24 protein-coding genes and 1 pseudogene are annotated in these 21,779 nt (G+C 42.6%); 11 read left to right on the top strand and 14 right to left on the bottom strand.

Going from position 1 to position 21,779, the window contains the following annotated elements; all coding sequences use genetic code 11:
- Positions 1–113 precede the first annotated feature (113 nt).
- The 4 genes from nadE to C1G49_RS03645 are packed head-to-tail and all read right to left on the bottom strand — an operon-like array spanning position 114 to position 3,980.
- Entirely contained in the window at positions 114–938 is an 825-nt protein-coding gene (nadE, locus tag C1G49_RS03630) for an ammonia-dependent NAD(+) synthetase (RefSeq protein WP_105124651.1), read from the bottom strand.
- A gap of 12 nt (positions 939–950) precedes the next feature.
- Positions 951–2,411, bottom strand: coding sequence for a nicotinate phosphoribosyltransferase (locus tag C1G49_RS03635; RefSeq protein ID WP_105124652.1), 1,461 nt, complete (start codon positions 2,409–2,411; stop codon positions 951–953).
- A gap of 53 nt (positions 2,412–2,464) precedes the next feature.
- Positions 2,465–3,109: a prepilin peptidase gene (locus C1G49_RS03640; RefSeq protein ID WP_105124653.1), complete on the bottom strand. Its 645-nt coding sequence runs from the start codon at positions 3,107–3,109 to the stop codon at positions 2,465–2,467.
- A gap of 52 nt (positions 3,110–3,161) precedes the next feature.
- On the bottom strand, positions 3,162–3,980 hold the full coding sequence (locus tag C1G49_RS03645) for a cation diffusion facilitator family transporter (protein WP_105124654.1): 819 nt from the start codon (positions 3,978–3,980) through the stop codon (positions 3,162–3,164).
- A 121-nt stretch (positions 3,981–4,101) separates the two neighbouring features.
- Between C1G49_RS03645 and C1G49_RS03650 the strand changes: the two genes are divergently transcribed.
- Together C1G49_RS03650 and C1G49_RS03655 are read left to right on the top strand one after the other, a co-directional pair.
- Entirely contained in the window at positions 4,102–4,620 is a 519-nt protein-coding gene (locus tag C1G49_RS03650; RefSeq protein WP_024419426.1) for a TetR/AcrR family transcriptional regulator, read from the top strand.
- Between the two features lie 9 nt (positions 4,621–4,629).
- Complete coding sequence (locus tag C1G49_RS03655) at positions 4,630–5,184, top strand: tRNA (mnm(5)s(2)U34)-methyltransferase (RefSeq protein WP_105118683.1); 555 nt, start codon at positions 4,630–4,632, stop codon at positions 5,182–5,184.
- 15 nt (positions 5,185–5,199) lie between these two features.
- Here C1G49_RS03655 and C1G49_RS03660 read toward each other — a convergent pair whose 3' ends face one another.
- Positions 5,200–5,979, bottom strand: coding sequence for an ABC transporter ATP-binding protein (locus C1G49_RS03660; protein ID WP_105124655.1), 780 nt, complete (start codon positions 5,977–5,979; stop codon positions 5,200–5,202).
- A gap of 143 nt (positions 5,980–6,122) precedes the next feature.
- On the opposite strand from C1G49_RS03660, the gene C1G49_RS03665 reads away from it, so the two are divergent.
- From C1G49_RS03665 to C1G49_RS03675, 3 genes are all read left to right on the top strand, one after another.
- Positions 6,123–7,457: a hemolysin family protein gene (locus C1G49_RS03665; RefSeq protein WP_105118685.1), complete on the top strand. Its 1,335-nt coding sequence runs from the start codon at positions 6,123–6,125 to the stop codon at positions 7,455–7,457.
- A gap of 133 nt (positions 7,458–7,590) precedes the next feature.
- On the top strand, positions 7,591–8,382 hold the full coding sequence (gene pflA / locus C1G49_RS03670; RefSeq protein WP_024380338.1) for a pyruvate formate-lyase-activating protein: 792 nt from the start codon (positions 7,591–7,593) through the stop codon (positions 8,380–8,382).
- Between the two features lie 143 nt (positions 8,383–8,525).
- Positions 8,526–9,545 (top strand): glycoside hydrolase family 3 protein, encoded by a 1,020-nt coding sequence (locus tag C1G49_RS03675; RefSeq protein WP_238595844.1) that lies wholly within the window; start codon positions 8,526–8,528, stop codon positions 9,543–9,545.
- Between the two features lie 188 nt (positions 9,546–9,733).
- On the opposite strand, the pseudogene C1G49_RS03680 reads toward C1G49_RS03675, so the two are convergent.
- From C1G49_RS03680 to C1G49_RS03700, 5 genes and pseudogenes are all read right to left on the bottom strand, one after another.
- Positions 9,734–10,433 (bottom strand): annotated as a pseudogene (locus tag C1G49_RS03680) (VOC family protein).
- Between the two features lie 101 nt (positions 10,434–10,534).
- Complete coding sequence (locus tag C1G49_RS03685) at positions 10,535–10,936, bottom strand: nuclear transport factor 2 family protein (protein ID WP_024380343.1); 402 nt, start codon at positions 10,934–10,936, stop codon at positions 10,535–10,537.
- Positions 10,937–10,939: 3 nt separating this feature from the next.
- The gene (locus C1G49_RS03690) at positions 10,940–11,758 is read right to left on the bottom strand and encodes a cytoplasmic protein (RefSeq protein WP_105124656.1); all 819 of its coding nucleotides are present in this window, start codon (positions 11,756–11,758) and stop codon (positions 10,940–10,942) included.
- 15 nt (positions 11,759–11,773) lie between these two features.
- Complete coding sequence (locus C1G49_RS03695) at positions 11,774–12,394, bottom strand: thioredoxin (protein ID WP_105124657.1); 621 nt, start codon at positions 12,392–12,394, stop codon at positions 11,774–11,776.
- Between the two features lie 166 nt (positions 12,395–12,560).
- Entirely contained in the window at positions 12,561–13,100 is a 540-nt protein-coding gene (locus C1G49_RS03700; protein ID WP_105124713.1) for an NADPH-dependent FMN reductase, read from the bottom strand.
- A 247-nt stretch (positions 13,101–13,347) separates the two neighbouring features.
- Between C1G49_RS03700 and C1G49_RS03705 the strand changes: the two genes are divergently transcribed.
- Positions 13,348–13,695 carry a winged helix-turn-helix transcriptional regulator gene (locus C1G49_RS03705; RefSeq protein WP_105124658.1) on the top strand — a complete coding sequence of 116 codons (348 nt, stop codon included), beginning with the start codon at positions 13,348–13,350 and terminating at the stop codon, positions 13,693–13,695.
- 28 nt (positions 13,696–13,723) lie between these two features.
- Here C1G49_RS03705 and C1G49_RS03710 read toward each other — a convergent pair whose 3' ends face one another.
- On the bottom strand, positions 13,724–15,421 hold the full coding sequence (locus C1G49_RS03710; RefSeq protein ID WP_105124659.1) for a M3 family oligoendopeptidase: 1,698 nt from the start codon (positions 15,419–15,421) through the stop codon (positions 13,724–13,726).
- 137 nt (positions 15,422–15,558) lie between these two features.
- On the opposite strand from C1G49_RS03710, the gene C1G49_RS03715 reads away from it, so the two are divergent.
- A complete protein-coding gene (locus tag C1G49_RS03715; RefSeq protein WP_105124660.1) occupies positions 15,559–16,494 on the top strand; it encodes a manganese-dependent inorganic pyrophosphatase in 936 nt (311 codons plus the stop codon).
- A 256-nt stretch (positions 16,495–16,750) separates the two neighbouring features.
- On the opposite strand, the gene C1G49_RS03725 is transcribed toward C1G49_RS03715, so the two are convergent.
- A complete protein-coding gene (locus C1G49_RS03725) occupies positions 16,751–17,053 on the bottom strand; it encodes a DUF3270 domain-containing protein (RefSeq protein WP_105124661.1) in 303 nt (100 codons plus the stop codon).
- A 158-nt stretch (positions 17,054–17,211) separates the two neighbouring features.
- Here C1G49_RS03725 and C1G49_RS03730 point away from each other — a divergent pair, with 158 nt between their 5' ends.
- Positions 17,212–18,141 carry a peptidase U32 family protein gene (locus tag C1G49_RS03730; protein WP_105113555.1) on the top strand — a complete coding sequence of 310 codons (930 nt, stop codon included), beginning with the start codon at positions 17,212–17,214 and terminating at the stop codon, positions 18,139–18,141.
- A gap of 151 nt (positions 18,142–18,292) precedes the next feature.
- Positions 18,293–19,579 carry a peptidase U32 family protein gene (locus C1G49_RS03735; protein WP_044667518.1) on the top strand — a complete coding sequence of 429 codons (1,287 nt, stop codon included), beginning with the start codon at positions 18,293–18,295 and terminating at the stop codon, positions 19,577–19,579.
- Positions 19,580–19,595: 16 nt separating this feature from the next.
- Here the strand turns inward: C1G49_RS03735 and C1G49_RS03740 are convergent, their stop codons facing one another.
- Complete coding sequence (locus C1G49_RS03740; RefSeq protein ID WP_105108835.1) at positions 19,596–19,919, bottom strand: hypothetical protein; 324 nt, start codon at positions 19,917–19,919, stop codon at positions 19,596–19,598.
- A 92-nt stretch (positions 19,920–20,011) separates the two neighbouring features.
- Between C1G49_RS03740 and C1G49_RS03745 the strand changes: the two genes are divergently transcribed.
- The gene (locus tag C1G49_RS03745) at positions 20,012–20,227 is read left to right on the top strand and encodes a YdbC family protein (protein ID WP_004194749.1); all 216 of its coding nucleotides are present in this window, start codon (positions 20,012–20,014) and stop codon (positions 20,225–20,227) included.
- 7 nt (positions 20,228–20,234) lie between these two features.
- Here the strand turns inward: C1G49_RS03745 and C1G49_RS03750 are convergent, their stop codons facing one another.
- A complete protein-coding gene (locus C1G49_RS03750) occupies positions 20,235–20,774 on the bottom strand; it encodes a biotin transporter BioY (protein ID WP_105124662.1) in 540 nt (179 codons plus the stop codon).
- A gap of 184 nt (positions 20,775–20,958) precedes the next feature.
- Here C1G49_RS03750 and C1G49_RS03755 point away from each other — a divergent pair, with 184 nt between their 5' ends.
- Positions 20,959–21,696 (top strand): cyclase family protein, encoded by a 738-nt coding sequence (locus tag C1G49_RS03755; protein WP_105124663.1) that lies wholly within the window; start codon positions 20,959–20,961, stop codon positions 21,694–21,696.
- Positions 21,697–21,779 lie beyond the last annotated feature (83 nt).

The following is a 21,779-nucleotide window of genomic DNA, read 5'->3' on the forward strand; positions in this document are numbered from 1 at the left end:
ACTTTTCTATCCGTATTCGCATGTATCCTCTCGGGTTATCTTCGAGAGGATTTTCTGTAAGTTAAAGTCATAATCAAAACCCCTGACGATTGAATATGGTCAGGGGTTGATTGTTATTTCCAAAAGTCATCAAAAATCGTGATTGGCAGGTGGCGTTTGTGGGCTGTTTTATTCCACCATCCTTCGATAATGGTTTGGGCTTGAGGGTCGATGATTTTGCCTTCTAGATAGTCGTCAATTTGGTTATAGGTAACACCAAGAGCGACTTCATCCGCCAGGCCTGGTTTGTCCTCTTCCAAGTCAGCGGTAGGGACTTTGAGGTAGAGTTTTTCATCTGCTCCCAAAGCAGCTAGAAGTTGCTTACCTTGACGCTTGTTAAGGCGGAAGAGGGGCAGGATATCTGCACCACCATCACCGTGCTTGGTGAAGAAGCCGGTAATATTCTCGGCGGCATGGTCGGTTCCAATCACAGCTCCCTTGCGTTCGCCGGCAACTGCATACTGGGCAATCATACGCATGCGAGCTTTAGCATTTCCCTTATTAAAATCAGACATAGACAGCCCGTTTGCATTGACAGCCGCTGCCATAGCATCTGTAGATTCCTTGATGTTGATGGTTAGGCTGACATCTGGTTGAATAAAGGCTAGGGCTGCTTGGGCATCGGACTCGTCAGCTTGCACACCATAAGGGAGGCGGATAGCGATAAATTGGTAGGAGTCGTCACCTGTTTCCGCCCGCATTTCTTCCATAGTCAACTGGGCCAAACGACCAGCCAAGGTCGAGTCTTGTCCACCCGAAATTCCCAAAACGTAGGTTTTCAAAAAGGGATGTTTTTTAAGGTAATCTTTGAGAAAGTCGATGGAGCGACGGATTTCTTCATTTGGGTCAATGCTTGGCTTGACACCTAGTTCCTTGATAATGGTTTCTTGTAGGGTCATTGGCTACCTTTCTTAGATGGATTTGGCTTGGCTTTGTTTGCGGATGCGATTGATGATGTTCATCTTGTTATCCCAGACATCTTGGGCCAGGTCAACTGGATAGAGTTGTGGGTTGAGTACACGTTTGTATTCGTCCCAGAGCTTGTCAAATTCTTGGTTGGCATAGGCTTGAATTTCTGCTAGACTTGGTAATTCATAGACTTGCTTGCCCTCTTCAAAAATTGGGATTAGGAGAGGACGGGCGTCGAAGTTTTCAACGGTCTTGTTGATGTAGGTATAGGTTGGATGGAACATATAAATGCTGTCCATTTGGCTGACATCCGTATCCGCAAAGGTAATATAGTCGCCTTCTGACTTGCCCTTTTCTTTTGAGGTGATGCGCCAGACTTGTTTTTTGCCAGGTGTCGATACTTTTTCCACGTTGGAAGACAATTTGATGGTGTCTCGCATCTTTCCATTTTCCTCTTCAATGGAAACAATCTTATAGACAGCTCCCAAGGCTGGTTGGTCATAGGCCGTGATCAACTTAGTGCCCACTCCCCAGACATCAATTTTTGCCTTTTGCATTTTGAGGTTGAGGATGGTATTTTCATCCAAGTCGTTGGATGCGTAGATTTTGGCTTCTGTAAAGCCTGCCTCATCCAACTGTTGACGGACCTTTTTGGAAATATAGGCCATATCACCAGAATCAATCCGCACCCCTTTGAAATTGATTTTATCGCCCATTTCCTTGGCGACTTTTATGGCAGCTGGAACACCGATACGAAGGGTATCATAGGTATCTACCAAGAAAACACAATCGTGATGGGTTTCAGCGTAGGCCTTGAAAGCCTTGTAATCATCGCCGTAGGTTTGGACTAGGGCATGGGCATGGGTACCAGCAACAGGAATGCCGAAGATTTTACCTGCTCGAACATTGGAAGTGGCAGAAGCGCCGCCGATAAAGGCTGCGCGGGTGCCCCAAATGGCAGCATCCATTTCTTGGGCACGACGGGTACCAAATTCCATAAGCGCCTCTTCTTCAATGACTGCCTTGATACGACGGGCCTTGGTAGCAATCAGGGTTTGGTAGTTGACGATATTGAGAATAGCCGTTTCAATCAACTGGCACTGGGCAAGAGGACCTTCAATCTGCATAATAGGTTCGTTGGCATAGACCAGGTCACCTTCCTTGGCAGAACGAACGGTCAAGTTCATTTCTAGATTTGCCAAATAGTCAAGGAAATTCTTTGGATAGCCTAATTCAGTCAAATAGTCAATATCTGTCTGGCTGAAGCTGAGATTGTTGAGGTATTCTACTACACGCTCCAAACCAGCAAAGACGGCATAGCCATTTTTAAAGGGCTGAGAACGGAAATAGACTTCAAACACGGCATGTTTGTTGTGGATCTTTTGATTAAAATAGACCTGCATCATATTGATCTGATAAAGATCGGTATGCAGGGTTAAACTGTCATCTGTAAAAACTGTCATAGCTTTCTCCTTTATTCTTCCTATTATACCAAAAAAATCGAGCTAGGCTCGATTTAGAGAGTGATATTGATAATGAGACTGGCCAAAAATAGAAAAGGTACATAAGGAAGGGATTTTGGTTTGAAGATGAAAAAGATAGCCAGACCCAAGATGGAACTAATTTGGATAATCCAGAGAATTTCGGTAAAACCAAATAAAAGAGAGAGACTTGCCAGATAGAGAAAATCGCCAGAACCAATATTGAGTTGCCATTTTTCAGTCAGATAGGCCAGGACCAAAAGGCCGCAGAAGAGCCAGTTGAGCTGGGAGAGTAGCAGAGCTATAAAAGTAAAAACGAGCCAGACAGCAAAAGGATATTCCTGATGCTTGATGTCATAAATGGTCAAAACAAGCCCTGCCAAGATAAGAATGGTTTCGGTTAGGTTTAGGACTTGAAAATGGCAGAGCAGGACCAATAGACCAGCTAAAAATTCTAGTCCCAGATACCAATAAGGGATCTTCGCCTTGCAGTAACGGCATTTGGATTTTGTTGAAAGCTGGGAAAGGATTGGAACTAGGTCCCAGGCTTTGAGCCGTCGCTTGCAGGCATTGCAGTGACTAGAGGGTGCGATAATGGACTGTTCAGGGAAACGGTCGATGACCAATCCCAAGAAGGAGCCGATAGAAGCTCCAAGGAAAAATAGGATAATTGTCTTCATACCTATTTATTCGCAAATGGGTGAGGAAAATGTGATATTTTTTTATTTTTTTTTACAAAATTTCGATGGTACTCTGGACAATACCAAAGGTGATAAGAGAATTTCGTATTTTTGCTTTGGTCTTGTCTGCTACAGCAGGATTTGTTAGTGTCACCGTCACCGTCGCGCAATGTTCATATCCATCCATGGTCCAGACATTTAGCTGAGTGATTTCGTGAACATTTTCAAGAGTCAGGAGGACTCCTTTCACTTCTTCAAGATTTACTCCTTGCGGACTGGTTTCAAGTAGAATCTTGACATTGTTCCAGGCTTTTGGCAGGGCTTTGGCGAGGATGAAGATAGCAATACCCAGTGAGAGTAATGGGTCTAGAAAGTACCAATCAGTGAATTGAAGAATGATGGAAACAAGGATGACCGCCAGCCATCCCAAAATATCCTCTAAAAAGTGCAAACTGAGAATGGATTCATTATGGCTATGGCCATTTTTTACAATACGGGAAGCAAAGAAATTGATGATGATAGCGATAATGCCGAGGACCAACATCCCATCTTGATTGACAGGGTTGGGATGGAAAAGATTGGGAATGTTTTCTACAAGGATCAAGCTGGAGCCGATAATCAGAATACTAGAAGTCAATAGAGCGGCCAAAATATTCCATCTCTTGTAGCCAAAAGGATAGTTCTTGTCAGCAGGTTTATTGGCATAGGTTTGCATGATGGCAGAGCTTCCGATGGCGAGGGCGTCACCCAAATCATGAACAGCATCTGCTAAGATAGCGCTGGAACCAAAGAGCCAGCCAAAGATAAACTCGATGATAGAAAAGCTGAGATTGAGGAGAAAAGCGATAAATGTATTTTTAGAAGATGACATGAGATTCCCTTTCTGTGTTATACTGTTTATAGGTTTATTATATACTGTAATGGGCCGAAAAACTAGAAACAAGAGAAACGGTTTGTCTTTTTCTGAACAAATTGTTTGAAATGTACGAAAAATGGATAGACGAATTGCAAAAACAAAAAGAGCTATTTTTCAGGCTTTTTTGACCTTATTAAATGATAAAGGTTATGATGACATGCGCGTGCAGGATGTTATTGACCTGGCAGATGTGGGGCGTTCCACTTTCTATGCCCACTATGCCAGTAAAGAGGCTCTTTTGGAAGAACTTTGTCATGACCTCTTTCACCACTTATTTACAGGTCGTGAAGATGCGGATGTGAAGACTTTGTTGGCCCATATTTTCAAACACTTTCGGACCAATCAAGACCGAGTTGCCAGCCTTTTATTGTCCCGCAATGCCTATTTTCTAAGAGAACTGGAAGCGGAGCTGAAACACGACATTTTTCCAAAAGTGGTTGAAGACTACATGCAGGGCAAGGGGAATCTTCCAGAGGATTTGCTGGTACATTTTGTTGTGACCACTTTTGTGGAGACGGTCAGCTGGTGGTTGCAGCAACGCAAAAAGGTGGACGAAGCCACCTTGACCGAATATTATGTAAGATTATTAGCTTAAGGAGTGAAAATGCTTAGACCTTTACACATGGCTCATGCCTTTTTAGATGAAATTTTAACCGACCAAGACCTAGCGGTTGATGCGACGATGGGAAATGGCCATGACACACTATTTTTAGCCCAGCGAGCAGGAAAAGTGGTGGCCTTTGATATTCAGGAACAAGCCCTGACCACAACGGCTGAAAAACTAGAAAAAGCTGGCTTGACCAATGCCCAATTGGTTTTGACAGGACACGAAAACCTCGACCAATATGTAGAGGAATGCAAGGCAGCCATTTTCAATCTGGGCTATCTTCCTTCGGCGGATAAGTCAGTTATTACCTTGCCTGCAACCACCCTTCAAGCTGTTGAAAAAGTTCTTGACCGACTGGTGGTTGGTGGTCGCCTAGCCATCATGATTTATTATGGACATGAGGGTGGGGCGGTTGAGAAGGATGCTGTCTTAGACTTTGTCAGCCAGCTAGACCAGACCGTCTTTACAGCCATGCTCTACAAACCGCTTAACCAAGTCAATACCCCACCGTTTTTGGTCATGGTGGAACGATTAAAATCCAGCTCAAACTAGGGCTGGATTTGTTTTTTATAATATGGGCTTAATGAACAATCTTCCCTCCCCCAAGTCAATCAATTCCACCTGATTACCATAAAAATCGCTGAGGAGTTCAGGGGTTAAAATGTCTTGTTTTGGTCCCTGGGCCAAGACCTTGCCATCTTTGAGCAGGAGGACATGGGTAAAATTGTCAGTGATTTCCTCTGCGTGATGGGTGACGTAGATAATGGCAGGAGCTGTTGGGAGTTGGCAGATGTGGTCAATATGATGGAGCAGGCGTTCTCTTGCTAGTAAATCCAAGCCGACTGTTGCTTCGTCTAAAATCAAAATAGCAGGTTCTTCCATCAAACTGCGGGCGATGAGTAGCAATTGGCGTTCGCCTTGTGACAAACTGGCATAGGCCCTGCCAATCAAGTGGTCAGCCTTGATTGTTTTCAGCATTTCAATAGCCTGGTCTAGCTCAGCTTGTCCATACTCACGGTAGAGGATGGAGGATTTGTATTTTCCAGTCAAGACAATCTGCTCAGCTGTCAAATCAATGGGAAATCGTTCTGCTAAAAAGGAGCCAACCACCCCAATCTTAGTGCGTAGGCCGGGAATATCACCCTTGCCAAACTCCACTCCCAGAACAGTCAACTCGCCAGAAGTCTTCCAAAACTCTGCCATCAATATGCGTAGCAGTGTTGATTTTCCAGCACCGTTAAGGCCTAAAATAGCCCAACGCTCCCCTTTTTTAAATTCCCAGTTGATGTCTTTTAATAGATACTTCCCCTGTCTTTTGTAGGACAGTTCTTTCATGGATAAAATCATATGGACCTCACTTTTCTTTTTGACTATTTTATCACAGAAGTGTAGATTTACAGATATTTTTGCCGAATGTCACCTCGATTATACCAAAATGAAAAGAATATGGTATAATGGGAATGTTATAGATTTTATTATAGGAGAATATCATGGAAGACCCTGGTAGTCAGACCATTCATTTACAATTATTATTACTTTTATTGTTGACCTTGCTCAATGCCTTCTTTTCAGCTTCAGAAATGGCCCTTGTTTCCCTCAATCGTTCACGGGTGGAGCAAAAGGCAGCTGAGGGTGAGAAGAAGTATATTCGCTTACTGCAAGTTTTAGAAAATCCCAATAATTTCCTTTCTACTATTCAGGTTGGAATTACCTTTATTTCTATCCTTTCGGGTGCCAGCTTGGCCAATGATTTAGGTGCTGTTTTTGCCAAGTGGATGGGTAATTCAACAACAGCTCAAACTGCTGGTTACTGGTTGGCTTTAGCGATGTTGACCTTTGTATCCATCGTACTGGGTGAACTATATCCCAAGCGGATTGCCATGAATATGAAGGAAAATCTGGCAGTTGTTACGGCGCCAGTGATTATTTTCCTAGGGAAGATTGTTAGTCCTTTCGTTTGGCTCTTATCAGCCGCGACCAATCTCATCAGCCGCATTACGCCTATGAATTTTGATGATGCGGACGAGCAGATGACCCGGGATGAGATTGAATATATCTTGACCAAGAGCGAGCAGACTTTGGATGCGGAAGAAATCGAGATGTTGCAAGGTGTATTCTCCTTGGATGAGCTGATGGCGCGTGAAGTCATGGTTCCCCGTACGGATGCCTTCATGGTTGATATTGAAGACGATACGGAAACCATTATGGCGGCCATTCTCAAACAGAATTTTTCTCGCGTTCCCGTCTATGATGGGGATAAGGATAACATCATCGGCCTTATTCATACCAAGAAAATTTTATCTGCAGCTTTTAGCAATGGTTTCGACAATCTTAATATCCGACGTATTATGCAGGAACCTCTCTTTGTTCCAGAAACGATTTTTGTAGATGATTTGCTCAAATCCTTGCGGAATACCCAAAATCAGATGGCTATCTTGCTGGATGAGTATGGTGGAGTTGCTGGGCTGGTGACTTTGGAAGATTTGTTGGAAGAAATTGTCGGGGAAATCGATGATGAAACGGACAAGACAGAGATTTTTGTCCGTGAAATTGCAGAGAATACCTATATTGTCCAAGGGAATATGACTCTGAATGACTTCAATGAGCATTTTGATACGGAGCTAGAAAGTGATGATGTGGATACCATTGCAGGTTATTATTTGACCGGAGTTGGCACTATTCCAAGCCAGGAAGAAAAGGTGACCTTTGAAGTGGACAGTAAGGACCATCATTTAGTCTTTATCAATGATAAGGTGAAAAATGGTCGGGTGACCAAGCTTAAAATGATGATGACTACTCTGGAAGAGGAAGTTGAAAAAGAATAAGATAAGACCAGTTGCTTTAAGGTAGCTGGTTTTTCATAGCATTTTAAATAGTTAGTTAAAAACAATCAAATACAAGTATAGAAGCGTTTTCATTTTTATGGTATAATAACTATATTAAGAAAACGAGGATGAGATGATGGAAGAAGTAGATTACCGAAAAGTAACAGGGCTTGTTCATTCGACTGAGAGTTTTGGCTCTGTGGATGGACCAGGTGTACGTTTTGTGGTCTTTATGCAAGGTTGTCATATGCGTTGCCAGTATTGCCATAACCCTGATACTTGGGAATTGGTCAATCCTGCGGCCAAAGAACGAACTGCAGAGGATGTTCTCAATGAAGCCTTGCGTTTTCGTATGTTCTGGGGGAAAGAAGGTGGGATAACGGTATCTGGTGGTGAAGCTACTATTCAGATTGACTTTTTGATTGCCCTTTTTACCTTGGCAAAAGAAAAAGGCATCCACACGACCTTGGACACCTGTGCTCTGACCTTCCGTTCGACAGAGCGTTATCTGGAAAAATACAATCGTTTGATGGAAGTGACAGATTTGGTGCTCTTGGATATTAAGGAAATCAATCCAGACCAGCACCGCATTGTAACGGGGCATAGCAATAAGACTATTTTAGAGTGTGCCCGTTACCTATCGGATATCGGTAAGCCAGTTTGGATTCGTCATGTCTTGGTACCAGGACTGACAGACCGTGATGATGACCTAATTGAGCTAGGAAAGTTTGTCAAGACCTTGAATAATGTCGAGCGTTTTGAAGTTTTGCCTTATCATAATCTTGGAGAATTTAAGTGGCGTGAGCTGGGTAGACCTTATCCACTTGAAGGGACCAAGCCACCAAGTAAGGAACGCGTTTTAAACGCTAAGACCTTGATGGAAACCGAATCCTATCAAGACTATATGAATCGAATAAAGGGATAGTAGTAGTGCGTAAAGCTAGAGTAAATAAAAGTCTAGGTGTAGTCGGACCGCTTTTGGCATGTTTGTTGATTGCAGTCTGTGCATCCCTAGCATATTATGTGTTTAATAAAAGAGAAGGACAGTTCAGCAACAGTCCTTCTTTTGTGGCTGTTCAAGAGATTTCTGTCAAAGAGAAACTAATCTCTGATTACCTACAACAAATGACCCTAGAAGAAAAAGTTGGTCAGATGATTTTTGCACGTATACCTGCTGAAAATCAATTAGAGGATCTTGCTTCCTATCACTTTGGTGGTTATATCTTATTTTCACGGGACTTTGAAGGAAGGACCTTAGAACAAGTCAAGGAAGAAGTTGCGGCTTATCAAGCTAATTCCAAACTACCACTTTTAATGGCTTCTGATGAAGAAGGTGGAACGGTAACGCGGGTTAGTCAGTTATTAGAAACTCCCTTTGCCTCCCCCTTGGAATTGTATCAGTCAGGGGGGCTGGAGGCTGTTTTAGAAGATACTAAGCATAAAACCAGTCTTTTGAAAGGGATAGGTATTCATGCCGGTTTCTTTCCAGTTGCGGACTTATCTACAGATCCATGGTCATTTATCTATGATCGGACTATTGGTCAAGATGCTGCTACAACATCCACTTATATCAGCCAAGAGGTCCAGCTACTGAAACAAGAGCAATTTGCTTCGACTTTGAAACATTTCCCAGGCTATGGGAACAATGCTGATTCACATACAGATTTGGTATATGACAATCGTAGTTTAGAAGAATTACGAGCAAATGATTTTCTTCCCTTTAAGGCTGGAATTGAAGCGGGGGCAGACTCCATCATGGTCAGTCACAATATCGTCCCTGCCATTGATGATGTCCCGTCTTCCATTTCACCTGAAATCAATAAAATATTACGGTCCGAGCTTGGTTTTGAGGGGGTCATTATGACCGATGACTTTGATATGCTGGGTCTATCGCAATTCGTTGATCAAAATTCGGGTGCCTTGCAGACTATTCAAGCTGGGACAGATATGATCTTATCTTCGAGCTATGCTAGTCAAATTCCTTATATTGTGGAACAAGTGAAAGCTGGAACTATTACAGAGGAGCGGCTTGACCAATCTGTCAAACGTATTTTGGGAATGAAATATGATCTTGGCTTAATCAAATAAACAAAGAAAGGGAGCGGGAAAGAACTCGACTGGTCAAAAAAAGAGTTCGTCTTCCCGCCCCCGCACAGTTGATTAGGTCAGATTTGGAGTGTAAAACACGAACAAATCTGCCAATCAACCACTGCGCTGAGATGTTGACACGAACCCTGAGAAGCGAGGTTGGTCTTTTTACCCAGCCTCTTTTCGTATTATTCTAAAACAAGCTTAGTTCTGATGCCGTCTATATCGACAAAGGCTGCAGAACTATTCGTTCTTTCTACCTTTAAGTTTGCAGCTGTGGCGCGTTCCAAGGTTGCTTCAAAAGCTTCTTGATTGGAATAGATGACCGTATAGTAGGAAAGTCCTGGCATGCCTTCTGTTCGTGTTTGGAGATGTTTTCCACCCCATTCATTGACAGCCAGCTGGCATCTGATAGGCTGCGTCAGCTTTTTTTCCTAAAGCATAGATCGCTTCTGCATCCATAGGCTCAGTGATGCCAACAATTCGTCCATCTGGGCGGACATCCCAAGTGTCTTGAGGTAGGTCGCGGTAAATCTCGATTCCGTTGCCTTCGGTGTCGGCTAGGTAAATGGCTTCGCTGTAACCGTGGTCGCTGGCGCCTTGGAGGGGAATCTTATTGTCGATAAAGTGGCGGAAAATGGTCCCCAGGTCCTCACGGCTAGGTAGGACAATGGCCAAGTGGTAGAGTCCGTAGCTGCTGTGGACTTCGTCTTTCTGCTCTGTTTGAATCAGGCGGACAAGGGTGGTCTGTCCGACACCAAGGTCAATCTGTTTAGAGTTTTCAGTCAGAACTTGGAGCCCCAATACCTGCTGGTAAAATAGGCTTTGTAGTTCTAAATTGCGGACATTGAGGGCAACATGACCCAGCTCAAATTTGGAATTGTACATGGGAATACCTAGCTTTCTGATACAATTTATAGGAATTTTCGAGTTACTTAGTATCTTTTGGTGAACTAATATGTAACGAATAGACTTTTGAAAATTGATTTTTATCTCATAGCTTTCTCAACAAGTGCGCTGTCTACGATTTGGATAAAGTGTGTAATTCTATTTTCAGCATTAAAATCGTAAATATGGACAAAGTCTGCTTGAAAGGATTTCTGAGTAAGGTTGTAGGTTCCCTTGTAGTAGCCATAAACCATGACACGGTTTCCTGAAAAGGCGTAATCAACAGGTGTGGCACTATAATTGGTCCATTCAGAACCTAGTCTTGCATGGACGTTTTCAATCACTGCATCTGGACCGATATAGGTACCAGCATAGGGAAAGCCTGCAGCTTCTGTCCAAGAGACATCAGCAGCCAAATGGCTCTTGAAATCTTCTATTCGACCTTGAGCAGTAGCTAGATAAGTTTCTTCTAAAATATTTTTATATAATTGATTTTTTGACATACATTACCCCCATGGTATTTCACCTGTTAAGACTTTAGCACTTAATTCCAAGACTGCCTCGTTACGAAGATTAGGGAATTTTTCTTTCATTTTAGCGACAAAAGTAGCTGAGTCTTTGACTTCTTTTTTTAATTTGATTGCTACTTCAATATAGGCAATTGAAAAATCAAGTGCTTGAGAATCAAATGAACCTTCACTATCTGCATGACCTGGAATAATGAGAGAGGCATCCAGTGCCTTCATATCTTTTAATCGATCTTGCCAGGCTTTCAATTTCTCGGTAGTTTGTGAATCTGCTAAGAAGAGGTGAATTTGATTAAAGGTATTGATACCGCCAATAATGGTTTTGGTTTCTGCATTCCAAAGATTGATTTGACTTGGTTCACTACCGAAAAACTCCCATTTATCACCTTCAAATTCTAATGTAGATTCTTGAATGAGCGCTGGTAAAATAATATTTTTAGGAGCTTGGTCACCTAAAGAGCCTCCCCATACCTGTAATTTTTTCGATACTGTTTTTAAAATATGGTCGATAACATAAGACGTTGCATAGACAATGACTTCTGGGAATGATTTTTTGATAGGCTCAAGAGCAAAATAATAGTCTGGATCCCCTTGAATGATAAAGATTTTTTCTAATGTCAGTTGCGCGTCTTGTAGATAGCGAACAATTCGCTCTCCTTCTGATTGTTTAAACCCTGAACCTACAAGGAGAGCCTTGCCATTTTTAATGATTAAGGTCGCCGTAACCATAAAACTTGATTCGTCATTTGTAAAGATGTGTAATTCTGTTCCATTTTGTAGCTTATAATGTTTTTCCATAAATAGTTGCCCTTTCTATTGCGTAATAGCTGTTTGGAAATTTTTTTCCAAATCGTCTACTGTGCGAACTTTATTGATAAGATTAAAGAAGTTTCCGTCTTTTTCAAGTAACAAGGTTGGGAAAGAGGTTACCCCCATTTCATAAGCCTTGATAAAGTCTGGGTGTAGATTTTCTGGTTGATTCAAGATGCTTGATAGTTCTTCCATAGCCTTTGTAGGTAGCTGATAGGTACCGATTAGGCTGGTGTAACTGTCTGCTTGACTGAGGTCTAACCCATCTTCAAAAAATAAGGCTTGAATGTCTAATGTTAGCTGAGCATGGTTAGGTGTCTCAACATAGTTTTTCAAGACTGAGTAGGCTCTAGCAGGACCAAGGGAGTCCATGGTAAAGTCCTTATCCTTAAACAATTGATTGTAGTTATCGCCAAAAGACATTTGGTAATAGCTTTCGATTTGTTTGTTGATGGTCTGTGCCTGCTGGAAATCAACCATTTTCTTTTTGTTATCTCCGACAAACAAGCCTCCGTTAATGACCTCTATTTCTATGTCAGGATGGTCTTGCATGAATTTTGTGAAAATGTGGTTAAAGCCGTAGGTCCAACCACAATAAGCATCGATGATGTAATATAGTTTCATATTAAATTTCTTTCTTTTCGATTTCTTGGTTTTGATTAGAATTTACCATTGCTATTGGCAGCTTTGGAATCTTCCTCGATTGGTACAACAACATCCCAGAGTTCTGCAATTTTATCATCTTCAACTCGATAAAGGTCATAGAAGGATGTATATTGACCTGTAGAATCTAAGCTTCTAACAAAGCTTGAGCTTGCGCTTGCAGACCAGCGATAGCTTCCTCTGACAATACCAACTGTCCATTTCCCCATGCTTCTGGATTGACAGTTGTACCTGTAAATTCACCAACCACTTGCATACGAACAAACGGTAGGAGTGCATGGTAGCTAGCGAACATTGGCTCATGTCCAGCATTGGCAACAGATGATACAGTAACAATTTTATCTTGTAGTGCAGATGGGCCACGTGTTTCTGACAAGTCTAGGGCACGGCTGAGCCAGTTAATCAAGTTTTTCACTGTGCTTGGAATAGCAAAGTTGTAAACTGGTGAGAAAATCCAGATAGCATCTGCAGCCATAATCGCATCGCGTGCAGCTTGGACAGCTGGCAAGACTGGTGTTTCAAGATCTTGGTTCATAAGCGGAATATCCTTATAATCAAGGTAAGTTACAGTTGCTTGTCCTGATAAGATGCTTTCAGCCTGTTTAGCCATTTGGTGGTTGAATGAACCTTCACGTAGTGAACCAACGATAAATAGAATGTTTTTCATGTTATTTTCTTCCTTTTTTGTAAATATATTTTTGAAAACTGAGATTAGTGACATAGGTACTCCTTTATATTATATAGTGCAATTGATGTTCATTGTATCGCTCCTTTTGAGAAAATACTTTCCTGCTTTCGCAGTTTATGGTATTATTGTAACAGGTACTAAAAATAAAACAAGTACGATTTTTTTGAATAGTCGCTATCTTTTTGTGAAGTAATGTGTAATATCAAGGAAAAATAAAGGAGAAATTATGGCAACTTTCACACACCATACAGTTCCGGAGTGTCCTTACGTGACCACTCAGAGTGTTTTATCTGGGAAATGGAGTATCTTATTACTACATCATATCGAAGAAGGTCCCATTCGGTTTAATGAAATGCACCGTCGATTGACAGGGATTTCCCAAGCAACCTTGACCAAGCAGTTGCGTCAGCTAGAAGATGATGGTTTAATCACTCGGAAGGTTTATGCACAGGTTCCGCCAAAAGTGGAGTATGAACTGAGTGAGATTGGTCAGGAATTTAAGTTGGTTTTGGAGCAAATTGAAGTTTTCGGCGATAAATACATCAACTTCGTCAAATCAAAAAAATCTGAATGAGTTTGAATCTCATTCAGATTTTTGTCTTTTATAGTTCGTCATCCTTAACTGCATTTAACCAATCGGCAGCAGCCTTGGCTGTGCTTTCAAGGGCACCTTCCTTGAATGGTGATTGGAGGTTTGCGGCTTCAACCACTTGCAAGAAGGACTTGGTGCCACCCAAATCACAGATGCGGATGTAGTCTGCCCAAGCTGTTTCATCGTGGTCCACCTGCGTGCGTTTCCAGAATTGGAGGGCACAGACTTGGGCCAAGGTATAGTCGATGTAGTAGAATGGGCTAGCAAAGATATGACCTTGACGGTACCAGAAGATACCACGGTTGAGGGCTTCTGACTCAGAATAATCACGGTCTGGCAAGTAGAGGTCTTGGAGTTTCTTCCAAGTCGCCTTGCGTTCTGCTGGTGTCATCTCTGGGTGTTCATAGACTTCGTGCTGGAAATGGTCTACCAAGACACCGTAAGGCAAGAAGAGTAGAGTGCCAGCCAAGTGGCTGAATTTATATTTATCAACTTGTTCCTTGAAGAAACGGTCCATCCAAGGCCAGGTCATAAATTCCATAGACATGGAATGGATTTCACAGGTTTCGTAGGTTGGCCAGACAACTTCTGGACTTTGAATCCAACGCGAACGATAGACTTGGAAGGCGTGACCTGCTTCGTGGGTCAAGACATCAATATCACCGCTAGTTCCGTTGAAGTTGGAGAAGATGAATGGGCTCTTGAAATCAGGGATGTAGGTGCAGTAGCCACCGCTATCCTTGCCAGTTTTGGCAACTAGATCAAGCAATTCGTGTTCCACCATGAAGTCGAAGAACTCGCCTGTTTCTGCGGACAATTCACGGTACATGTCCTGGGCTTGGCTGACGATAAAGTCTGGATCGCCCTGAGGAACGGCATTTCCGTCCAAGAACTCGAGGTTGAGGTCGTAGTGTTTGAGGCTTGGCACCTGCAAACGGTTGGCTTGGCGTTCACGAAGATTTTGTACAATCGGTACGATATGCTTGAGGATTTCCTCACGGTAAACCTTGACCATATCGCGATTGTAATCGAAACGGTTCATCTTAAGGTAGCCGTATTCTACATAGTCCTTGAAGCCAAGTTTGTGGGCGATTTCCGTGCGGACTTTGACCAATTCATCGTAAACGCGGTCGAAATCAGCTTCCTTGCTTTCAAAGAAGGCAGTTGTAGCAGCAGAAGCAGCCTTGCGGACTTCACGGTCAGTTGATTGACCGAATGGCCCCATTTGTGCCAAGTTGTAAGTCTGTCCTTGGAAATCAATCTCCGCACCTGCGATCAGTTTGCTGTACTCATCAGTCAATTCATTTTCTTTTTGCATCAATGGAATGACATCAGATGAGAAGGTCTTGAGCTTGTTTTCTGCTAGCATGAAGAAGGTTTCAGGCAAGATGTCTGACAACTCTTCCTTGTAAGGCGTCTGCACAATGACACGGTAGTAGTTGGTGGTCAATTCTTCAAAAAGTGGAGAATGTTGGTTCCAAAACTTGGTTTCTTCATTGTAGAACTCATCGTTCATATCAATAGAATGGCGAATCATCCAGAGGTTGTACTGGGTGTCGACCAAACTGAGTAGTTTGGTGATGTCTGTCACAAGTGTGCGGGTTGTTTCCAAATCGCTAGCCGCAGCCAACTGGTCTGTCAGGTCAGAAAATTGTGCTTTAATCGCTGCATAATCTGGACGAACGTAGGTATAGTCTGAAAATTTCATATGGTTCTCCTTTTGCATTGTTATCTACTATCTTACTCTTTTTGAAAACGTTTGGCAAATCCTGACCTATCTATGTTCACAAGTCATCAGTTTTGTGGTAAAATGTAGGAGATTATTAGAAAAATGAGGTTGTAGACATGTCTAAATTTTTAGTTTTTGGTCACCAAAATCCTGATACAGATGCCATTGCATCATCATACGGCTGGGCTCACTTGGAACGCGAAGTGTTTGGTCGTGATGCGGAAGCAGTTGCACTTGGAACGCCAAATGAAGAAACAGCTTTTGCACTTGACTATTTTGGTGTTACTGCACCGCGCGTGGTTGAGTCTGCTAAGGCAGAAGGCGTTAGCCAAGTCATCTTGACAGACCACAATGAATTCCAACAATCAATCGCAGACATCAAGGAAGTGGAAGTGGCAGCTGTTATTGACCACCACCGTGTTGCAAACTTTGAAACTGCAAACCCATTGTACATGCGTTTGGAGCCAGTTGGTTCAGCATCGTCTATCATTTATCGTGCCTTCAAAGAAAACGGAGTAACACCTCCAAAAGAAGTAGCTGGACTTCTCCTATCAGGTTTGATTTCAGACACCCTCTTGCTCAAATCACCAACCACTCACGCAACAGATCCACAAGTAGCAGCTGAATTGGCTGAAATTGCTGGTGTGAACTTGGAAGAATACGGCTTGGCTCTTTTGAAAGCAGGAACCAACCTTGCTAGCAAGTCAGCAGAAGAATTGATTGATATTGACGCAAAAACATTTGGCTTGAATGGCAATGACGTGCGTGTAGCCCAAGTCAACACAGTGGACATTGCAGAAGTCTTGGAACGTCAAGCAGAAATCGAAGCGGCTATGACAGCAGCATCCGCAGCCAATGGCTACTCTGACTTTGTCCTCATGATTACAGACATCGTTAACTCAAACTCTGAAATCCTTGCGCTCGGTAGCAACATGGACAAGGTGGAAGCGGCCTTCAATTTCAAGTTGGAAAACAACCATGCCTTCCTAGCAGGTGCTGTTTCACGTAAGAAACAGGTTGTACCACAATTGACAGAAGCATTTAACGCATAATGAATTTTTCTACCGACCTCGAACGTGACGTTGGTAGGGAAACCTAACCTAGCACCTTCGGGTGCTTTTTTTAAAAAAAGGATAAGAATGCCTTATTCTGTTAATTTTAAAGAAGTTGAAAGGACAGGTGTGCCTACAAACGCTCCAAACTGGCAGGCGAAATCCGTGGAACCTTCTTTGTGGTCAAGGGTAACTATCTATAAGGTGGTCATGGAAAGTTTAGGAAAATAAAAAAGGCTGAGAATAACTTCTCTGCCTATTTTTTTACTTTGTTCGATATTCTTTTTTTAAGTCCAACTTGAACCAAACGAAAACCGATGAGGCCTGTAGCACTTGCTAGTGCGAGGGCAGGAAAAACAGGGATATCTAAAGCTAGATAGATATAGCTAGCAATAACTGTAATTAGGCTAAATAGAACAATATTCACAAAGAACAAGAGTTCATTGATGCGTTCTTTTTTTGCATTTTTTACCTGATAGGCTTGAACAGTTGTGTTTTTCTCTTTCGGGATAGACTCTTCGTACTGGTATTCTTGGGACTGATAGTGTCTTAATGCCATATCGTCTCCTTTTCTGCTTCTTAAGCATATCATAACATTTATAAAATTTTATGTCAGCAATATTACAATATGGTTACAAGAAAAAATGAGAAAAGTCTGAACATTAAAATGCTGGTGGTGACTTACCAGACATATCTCTTTTTGATATAATTATCTTTATGGGAAAAATTATCATTACAGCAACAGCTGAAAGTATTGAACAGGTCAAGGAACTGCTTGCGGCAGGGGTTGACCGCATTTATGTTGGTGAAGCTGACCATGCTCTTCGTATTCCGACAAACTTTACTTATGATGAGTTACGGGAAATAGCAGAGCTGGTCCATGGTGCAGGCAAGGAACTGACTGTTGCCGCAAACGCCCTTATGCACCAAGACATGATGGACAACATCAAGCCATTTATGGACTTGATGAAGGAAATCAAGGTGGATTATCTGGTTGTAGGCGATACAGGTATTTTTTATGTCAACAAGCGAGATGGTTACAATTTTAAGCTGATTTACGATACCTCTGTCTTTGTGACTTCTAGTCGCCAGATTAACTTCTGGAAGGACCATGGGGCTGTTGAGGCCGTTTTAGCACGGGAAATTCCGTCGGAGGAACTCTTTGACATTGCTAAAAACTTGGAAATCCCTGCGGAAATCTTGGTTTATGGTGCTTCGGTTATTCACCATTCCAAGCGAACCCTGTTACGGAATTACTATAATTTTACCAAGGCTGATGAAACTGACTTGTCACGTGGACGTGGTCTTTTCTTGGCTGAGCCGAGCGATCCAGATAGCCATTATTCAATTTTTGAGGACAAGCATGGTACCCATATCTTTATTAACAATGACATTGATATGATGACCAAATTGGCAGAATTAGATGAGCATGGCTATCGTAACTGGAAGTTGGATGGTATCTATTGCCCAGGTCAAAACTTTGTTGAAATTGCTAAGCTTTTTGTTCAAGCAAGAGATTTGATTGAAAAAGGCGAATTTACTTATGATCAGGCCTTCCTTTTGGATGAACAGGTACGCAAACTCCACCCAGCTGAACGTGGTTTGGATACAGGTTTCTATGAGTTTGACCGCAATAAGGTTAAATAGAGTTTACTGTACTTTATTGATTCGTGTCTTTTCACACTAAATTCCCCATCTGACTGGTGTGAGCGAATATGCTTGATTTTCAACTCACTTGGAAAATTTGCCTATCATTTTTATAAATCATCTATATTGCAAATAGAGGAGATTGTACATTATGTCAAAAACATTAAAGCGTCCCGAGGTCTTGTCACCTGCTGGGACTTTGGAGAAATTAAAGGTTGCCATTGACTATGGTGCTGATGCGGTCTTTGTCGGTGGTCAGGCCTATGGTTTGCGTAGCCGAGCTGGTAACTTTACCATGGACGAGATGCGGGAAGGGATTGAATATGCCCACGCCCGTGGCGCCAAGGTCTATGTAGCGGCCAACATGGTCACCCATGAAGGAAATGAAGAAGGGGCAGGAGCCTGGTTCCGTGAATTGCGGGATATGGGCTTGGATGCCGTTATCGTATCTGACCCGGCTCTCATCGTCATCTGTGCCACTGAAGCACCAGGTCTTGAAATCCACCTGTCCACCCAGGCTTCATCGACCAACTATGAAACCTTCGAATTCTGGAAGGAATTGGGCTTGACCCGTGTCGTCTTGGCCCGCGAAGTGACCATGGAAGAAGTGGCTGAAATCCGCAAACGGACAGACGTTGAAATCGAAGCCTTTGTTCACGGTGCCATGTGTATCTCCTACTCAGGGCGCTGCGTTCTCTCCAACCACATGAGCAAGCGCGATGCCAACCGCGGCGGTTGCTCCCAGTCTTGCCGTTGGAAGTACAATCTCTACGACCTACCTTTCGGCGAAGAACGTCGTTCCATTAAGGGGGAAATACCAGAGGAGTTCTCTATGTCTGCGGTGGATATGTGTATGATTGACCATATCCCAGACATGATTGAAAATGGGGTCGATAGCCTGAAAATCGAAGGTCGGATGAAATCAGTCCACTACGTGTCAACCGTGACCAACTGCTATAAGGCTGCGGTCGATGCCTATCTAGAAAGTCCAGAAAAGTTTGAAGCGATTAAACAAGACTTGATTGACGAAATGTGGAAGGTTGCCCAACGGGAATTGGCAACAGGTTTCTACTATAGCCCACCGAGCGAAAACGAACAGCTCTTCGGTGCCCGCCGTAAAATTCCAGAGTACAAATTCATCGCCGAAGTAGTGGCCTTCGACAAGGACACTATGACTGCAACCATTCGCCAACGCAATGTCATCAACGAAGGCGACCAAGTTGAGTTCTACGGACCAGGTTTCCGTCACTTTGAAACCACTATTCAAGACCTTCGCGATTCGACAGGTGAGAAAATTGACCGCGCCAACAAGCCGATGGAACTCTTAACTATTAAGCTGGACCGTGAAATCTATCCTGGTGATATGATTCGTGCCTGCAAGTCAGGTCTTATCAACCTTTACCAAGAAGATGGGCAATCATTGACTATTAGAGCATAAAATAAAAGGCTGAATGTCAGCCTTTTGTTTGTTTCTGGGAGTTTTTCACACTTTCTGGAACCAGAGTGATTTTCTTAATATCTTGGATATTGATAATGCTGGTTACCCGACGTTTGAAATTTTTCATGATAATCCGTTGGCGTTCCTTATCGTATTTGACAATATCGCCTGTAAAACTGCGGTCGTTGTAGATAACATGAATGGCGGCTTTCTTGTAGAGTGCTAGTTCTAAATTGTTCTTAATCTCTTCCTTGCTGTCAGGCTCAATGGTCTTAGGAGCTTTGCTATTGCCCAAAAAGATATTGACCTGCTCTAAAATAACTTCCAAAAATCTCTTCATGGCATTATCCTTTCAAACTTGCTATAATTATAGTATCCAATTTTCGCAAAAATGACAAGTTTTTTCGAACAAATAAGTGAAGGAGGTAACAAATGGCAGAATTTACATTTGAAATCGAAGAAAAACTCTTGGTCCTATCTGAAAATGATAAGGGCTGGACCAAGGAACTTAATCGTGTATCATTCAATGGTGCACCAGCCAAGTATGATATCCGTACCTGGAGCCCTGACCACACTAAGATGGGCAAGGGAATCACGCTCAGCAATGAAGAATTCCAAGTGCTTTTGGATGCATTTGCTAATAAATAAAAGAAGCCTAAGCGAAAAAGGCTTCTTTTTTTGTAATGGGCTGGAGAAGGCTGTGGCAGACAGTCACCAAGGTAATTTTTGCTAAATCTGGAAGGATAAAGGGTAGAACCGTCCATGCCAATGTATCTGACCAGCTCGCTCCTGAAACAAACTTAAAGACCAAACAGCCTAAAAGGAAGCAACTTGCTGTTCCGAGAAGGCAAGCTGAGAAAACAGTCATAGGTGAGGAAGTTGACTTGGTGAGGACAGAAGTAATAGCAGCATAGACTAGGAAGCCCCATAAAAAGCCGGCTGTTGGTCCGAAAAGAGCAGCGAATCCGCCTGAAAAACCAGCAAAGACAGGAAGGCCGATAGCTCCCAAAGTCAAGTAGAGGGCTACACTTGCAAGGGCCTCTTTAGGCGTGTACAAACAAGCTACTAAGCCAATAGCCAAGGTCTGTAGAGTAAAGGGAACAGGCCCGATAGACAGGCTGACTTGTGACAGGGCAGCAATGATAGCTGTTCCGATAGCGATGTAAACAAGAGATTTCGTAGAATGGTTTGTCATTTTGTTATCCTTTTTATTTTTCTAGGTTAACAAAATTATAGACATTCTAGTCGTGAAAGTCAATGCTAGGGTCATCGGATGTAACAGGGTTATAGTTTTTATTTATGGGAGTAGATAGAAAATATATATTAGTAGAGTTACTTCTTTCATGTTAGAATAATAAAAAAAGAAAGCGAGAATTGCCATGTCAGAACTACTTGAAATTTACCGTACCCTTAAATCTAAAACCTGGGTGGACTTGACCCATCAAATCAATGAGAATAGCCCGCATTTTCCAGCTCTTCCAGCCTTGGAGAAAAAGGCCTTGTTTACTCACAAAGACGGATTTTTTGTTGAACAATTTACGGTTGTCGGTCAGTACGGTACCCATATCGATCCGCCTATTCACTTTGTAGAAGGAGCTCGCTATCTAGATGAAATTGACTTGAAAGACTTGCTCTTACCTCTCTATGTGATTGATAAGTCGGAGGCAGTTGCAGCCAATAATGACTACGAGATTACCAAGCAAGATATTCTGGATTTTGAGGTTGAGCATGGTCCAATTGCACCTGAATCTTTTGTTGCTTTTCGTTCAGATTGGTCAAAACGTTGGCCAAGTCAGGATGCTGTGCGAAACTTGGATGACCAAGGGGTACAACATACACCAGGTTGGAGCCACGAGGCCTTGCAATACTTGATTGAAGAGCGTAAGGTAAAAGCGGTTGGACATGAAACCTTGGATACGGATTCTGGTCTGTCTGCAGCTAAGCATGGTGGTAGCTTGCCAGAAGAATACTATCTCTTGTCTAAAGACATTTATCAGTTGGAAGTCTTGAATAATTTGGACCAAGTACCAGCAAGAGGAGCCTTGATTTCTATTGCCTTTCCACATTGGGAAAAGGCTTCGGGATCGCCAGCGCGTGCCATAGCTATTTTACCATAAGAAAAAGCCGGACAGTCTACTTACCTACACTTGTCTGGCCTTTTTTCTTATACTTAATGAAAATCAAAAGCAGACTAGGCGAC

Origin of the sequence: Streptococcus suis, from assembly GCF_002960625.1 — a bacterium.
Lineage (GTDB): Bacteria > Bacillota > Bacilli > Lactobacillales > Streptococcaceae > Streptococcus > Streptococcus suis_T.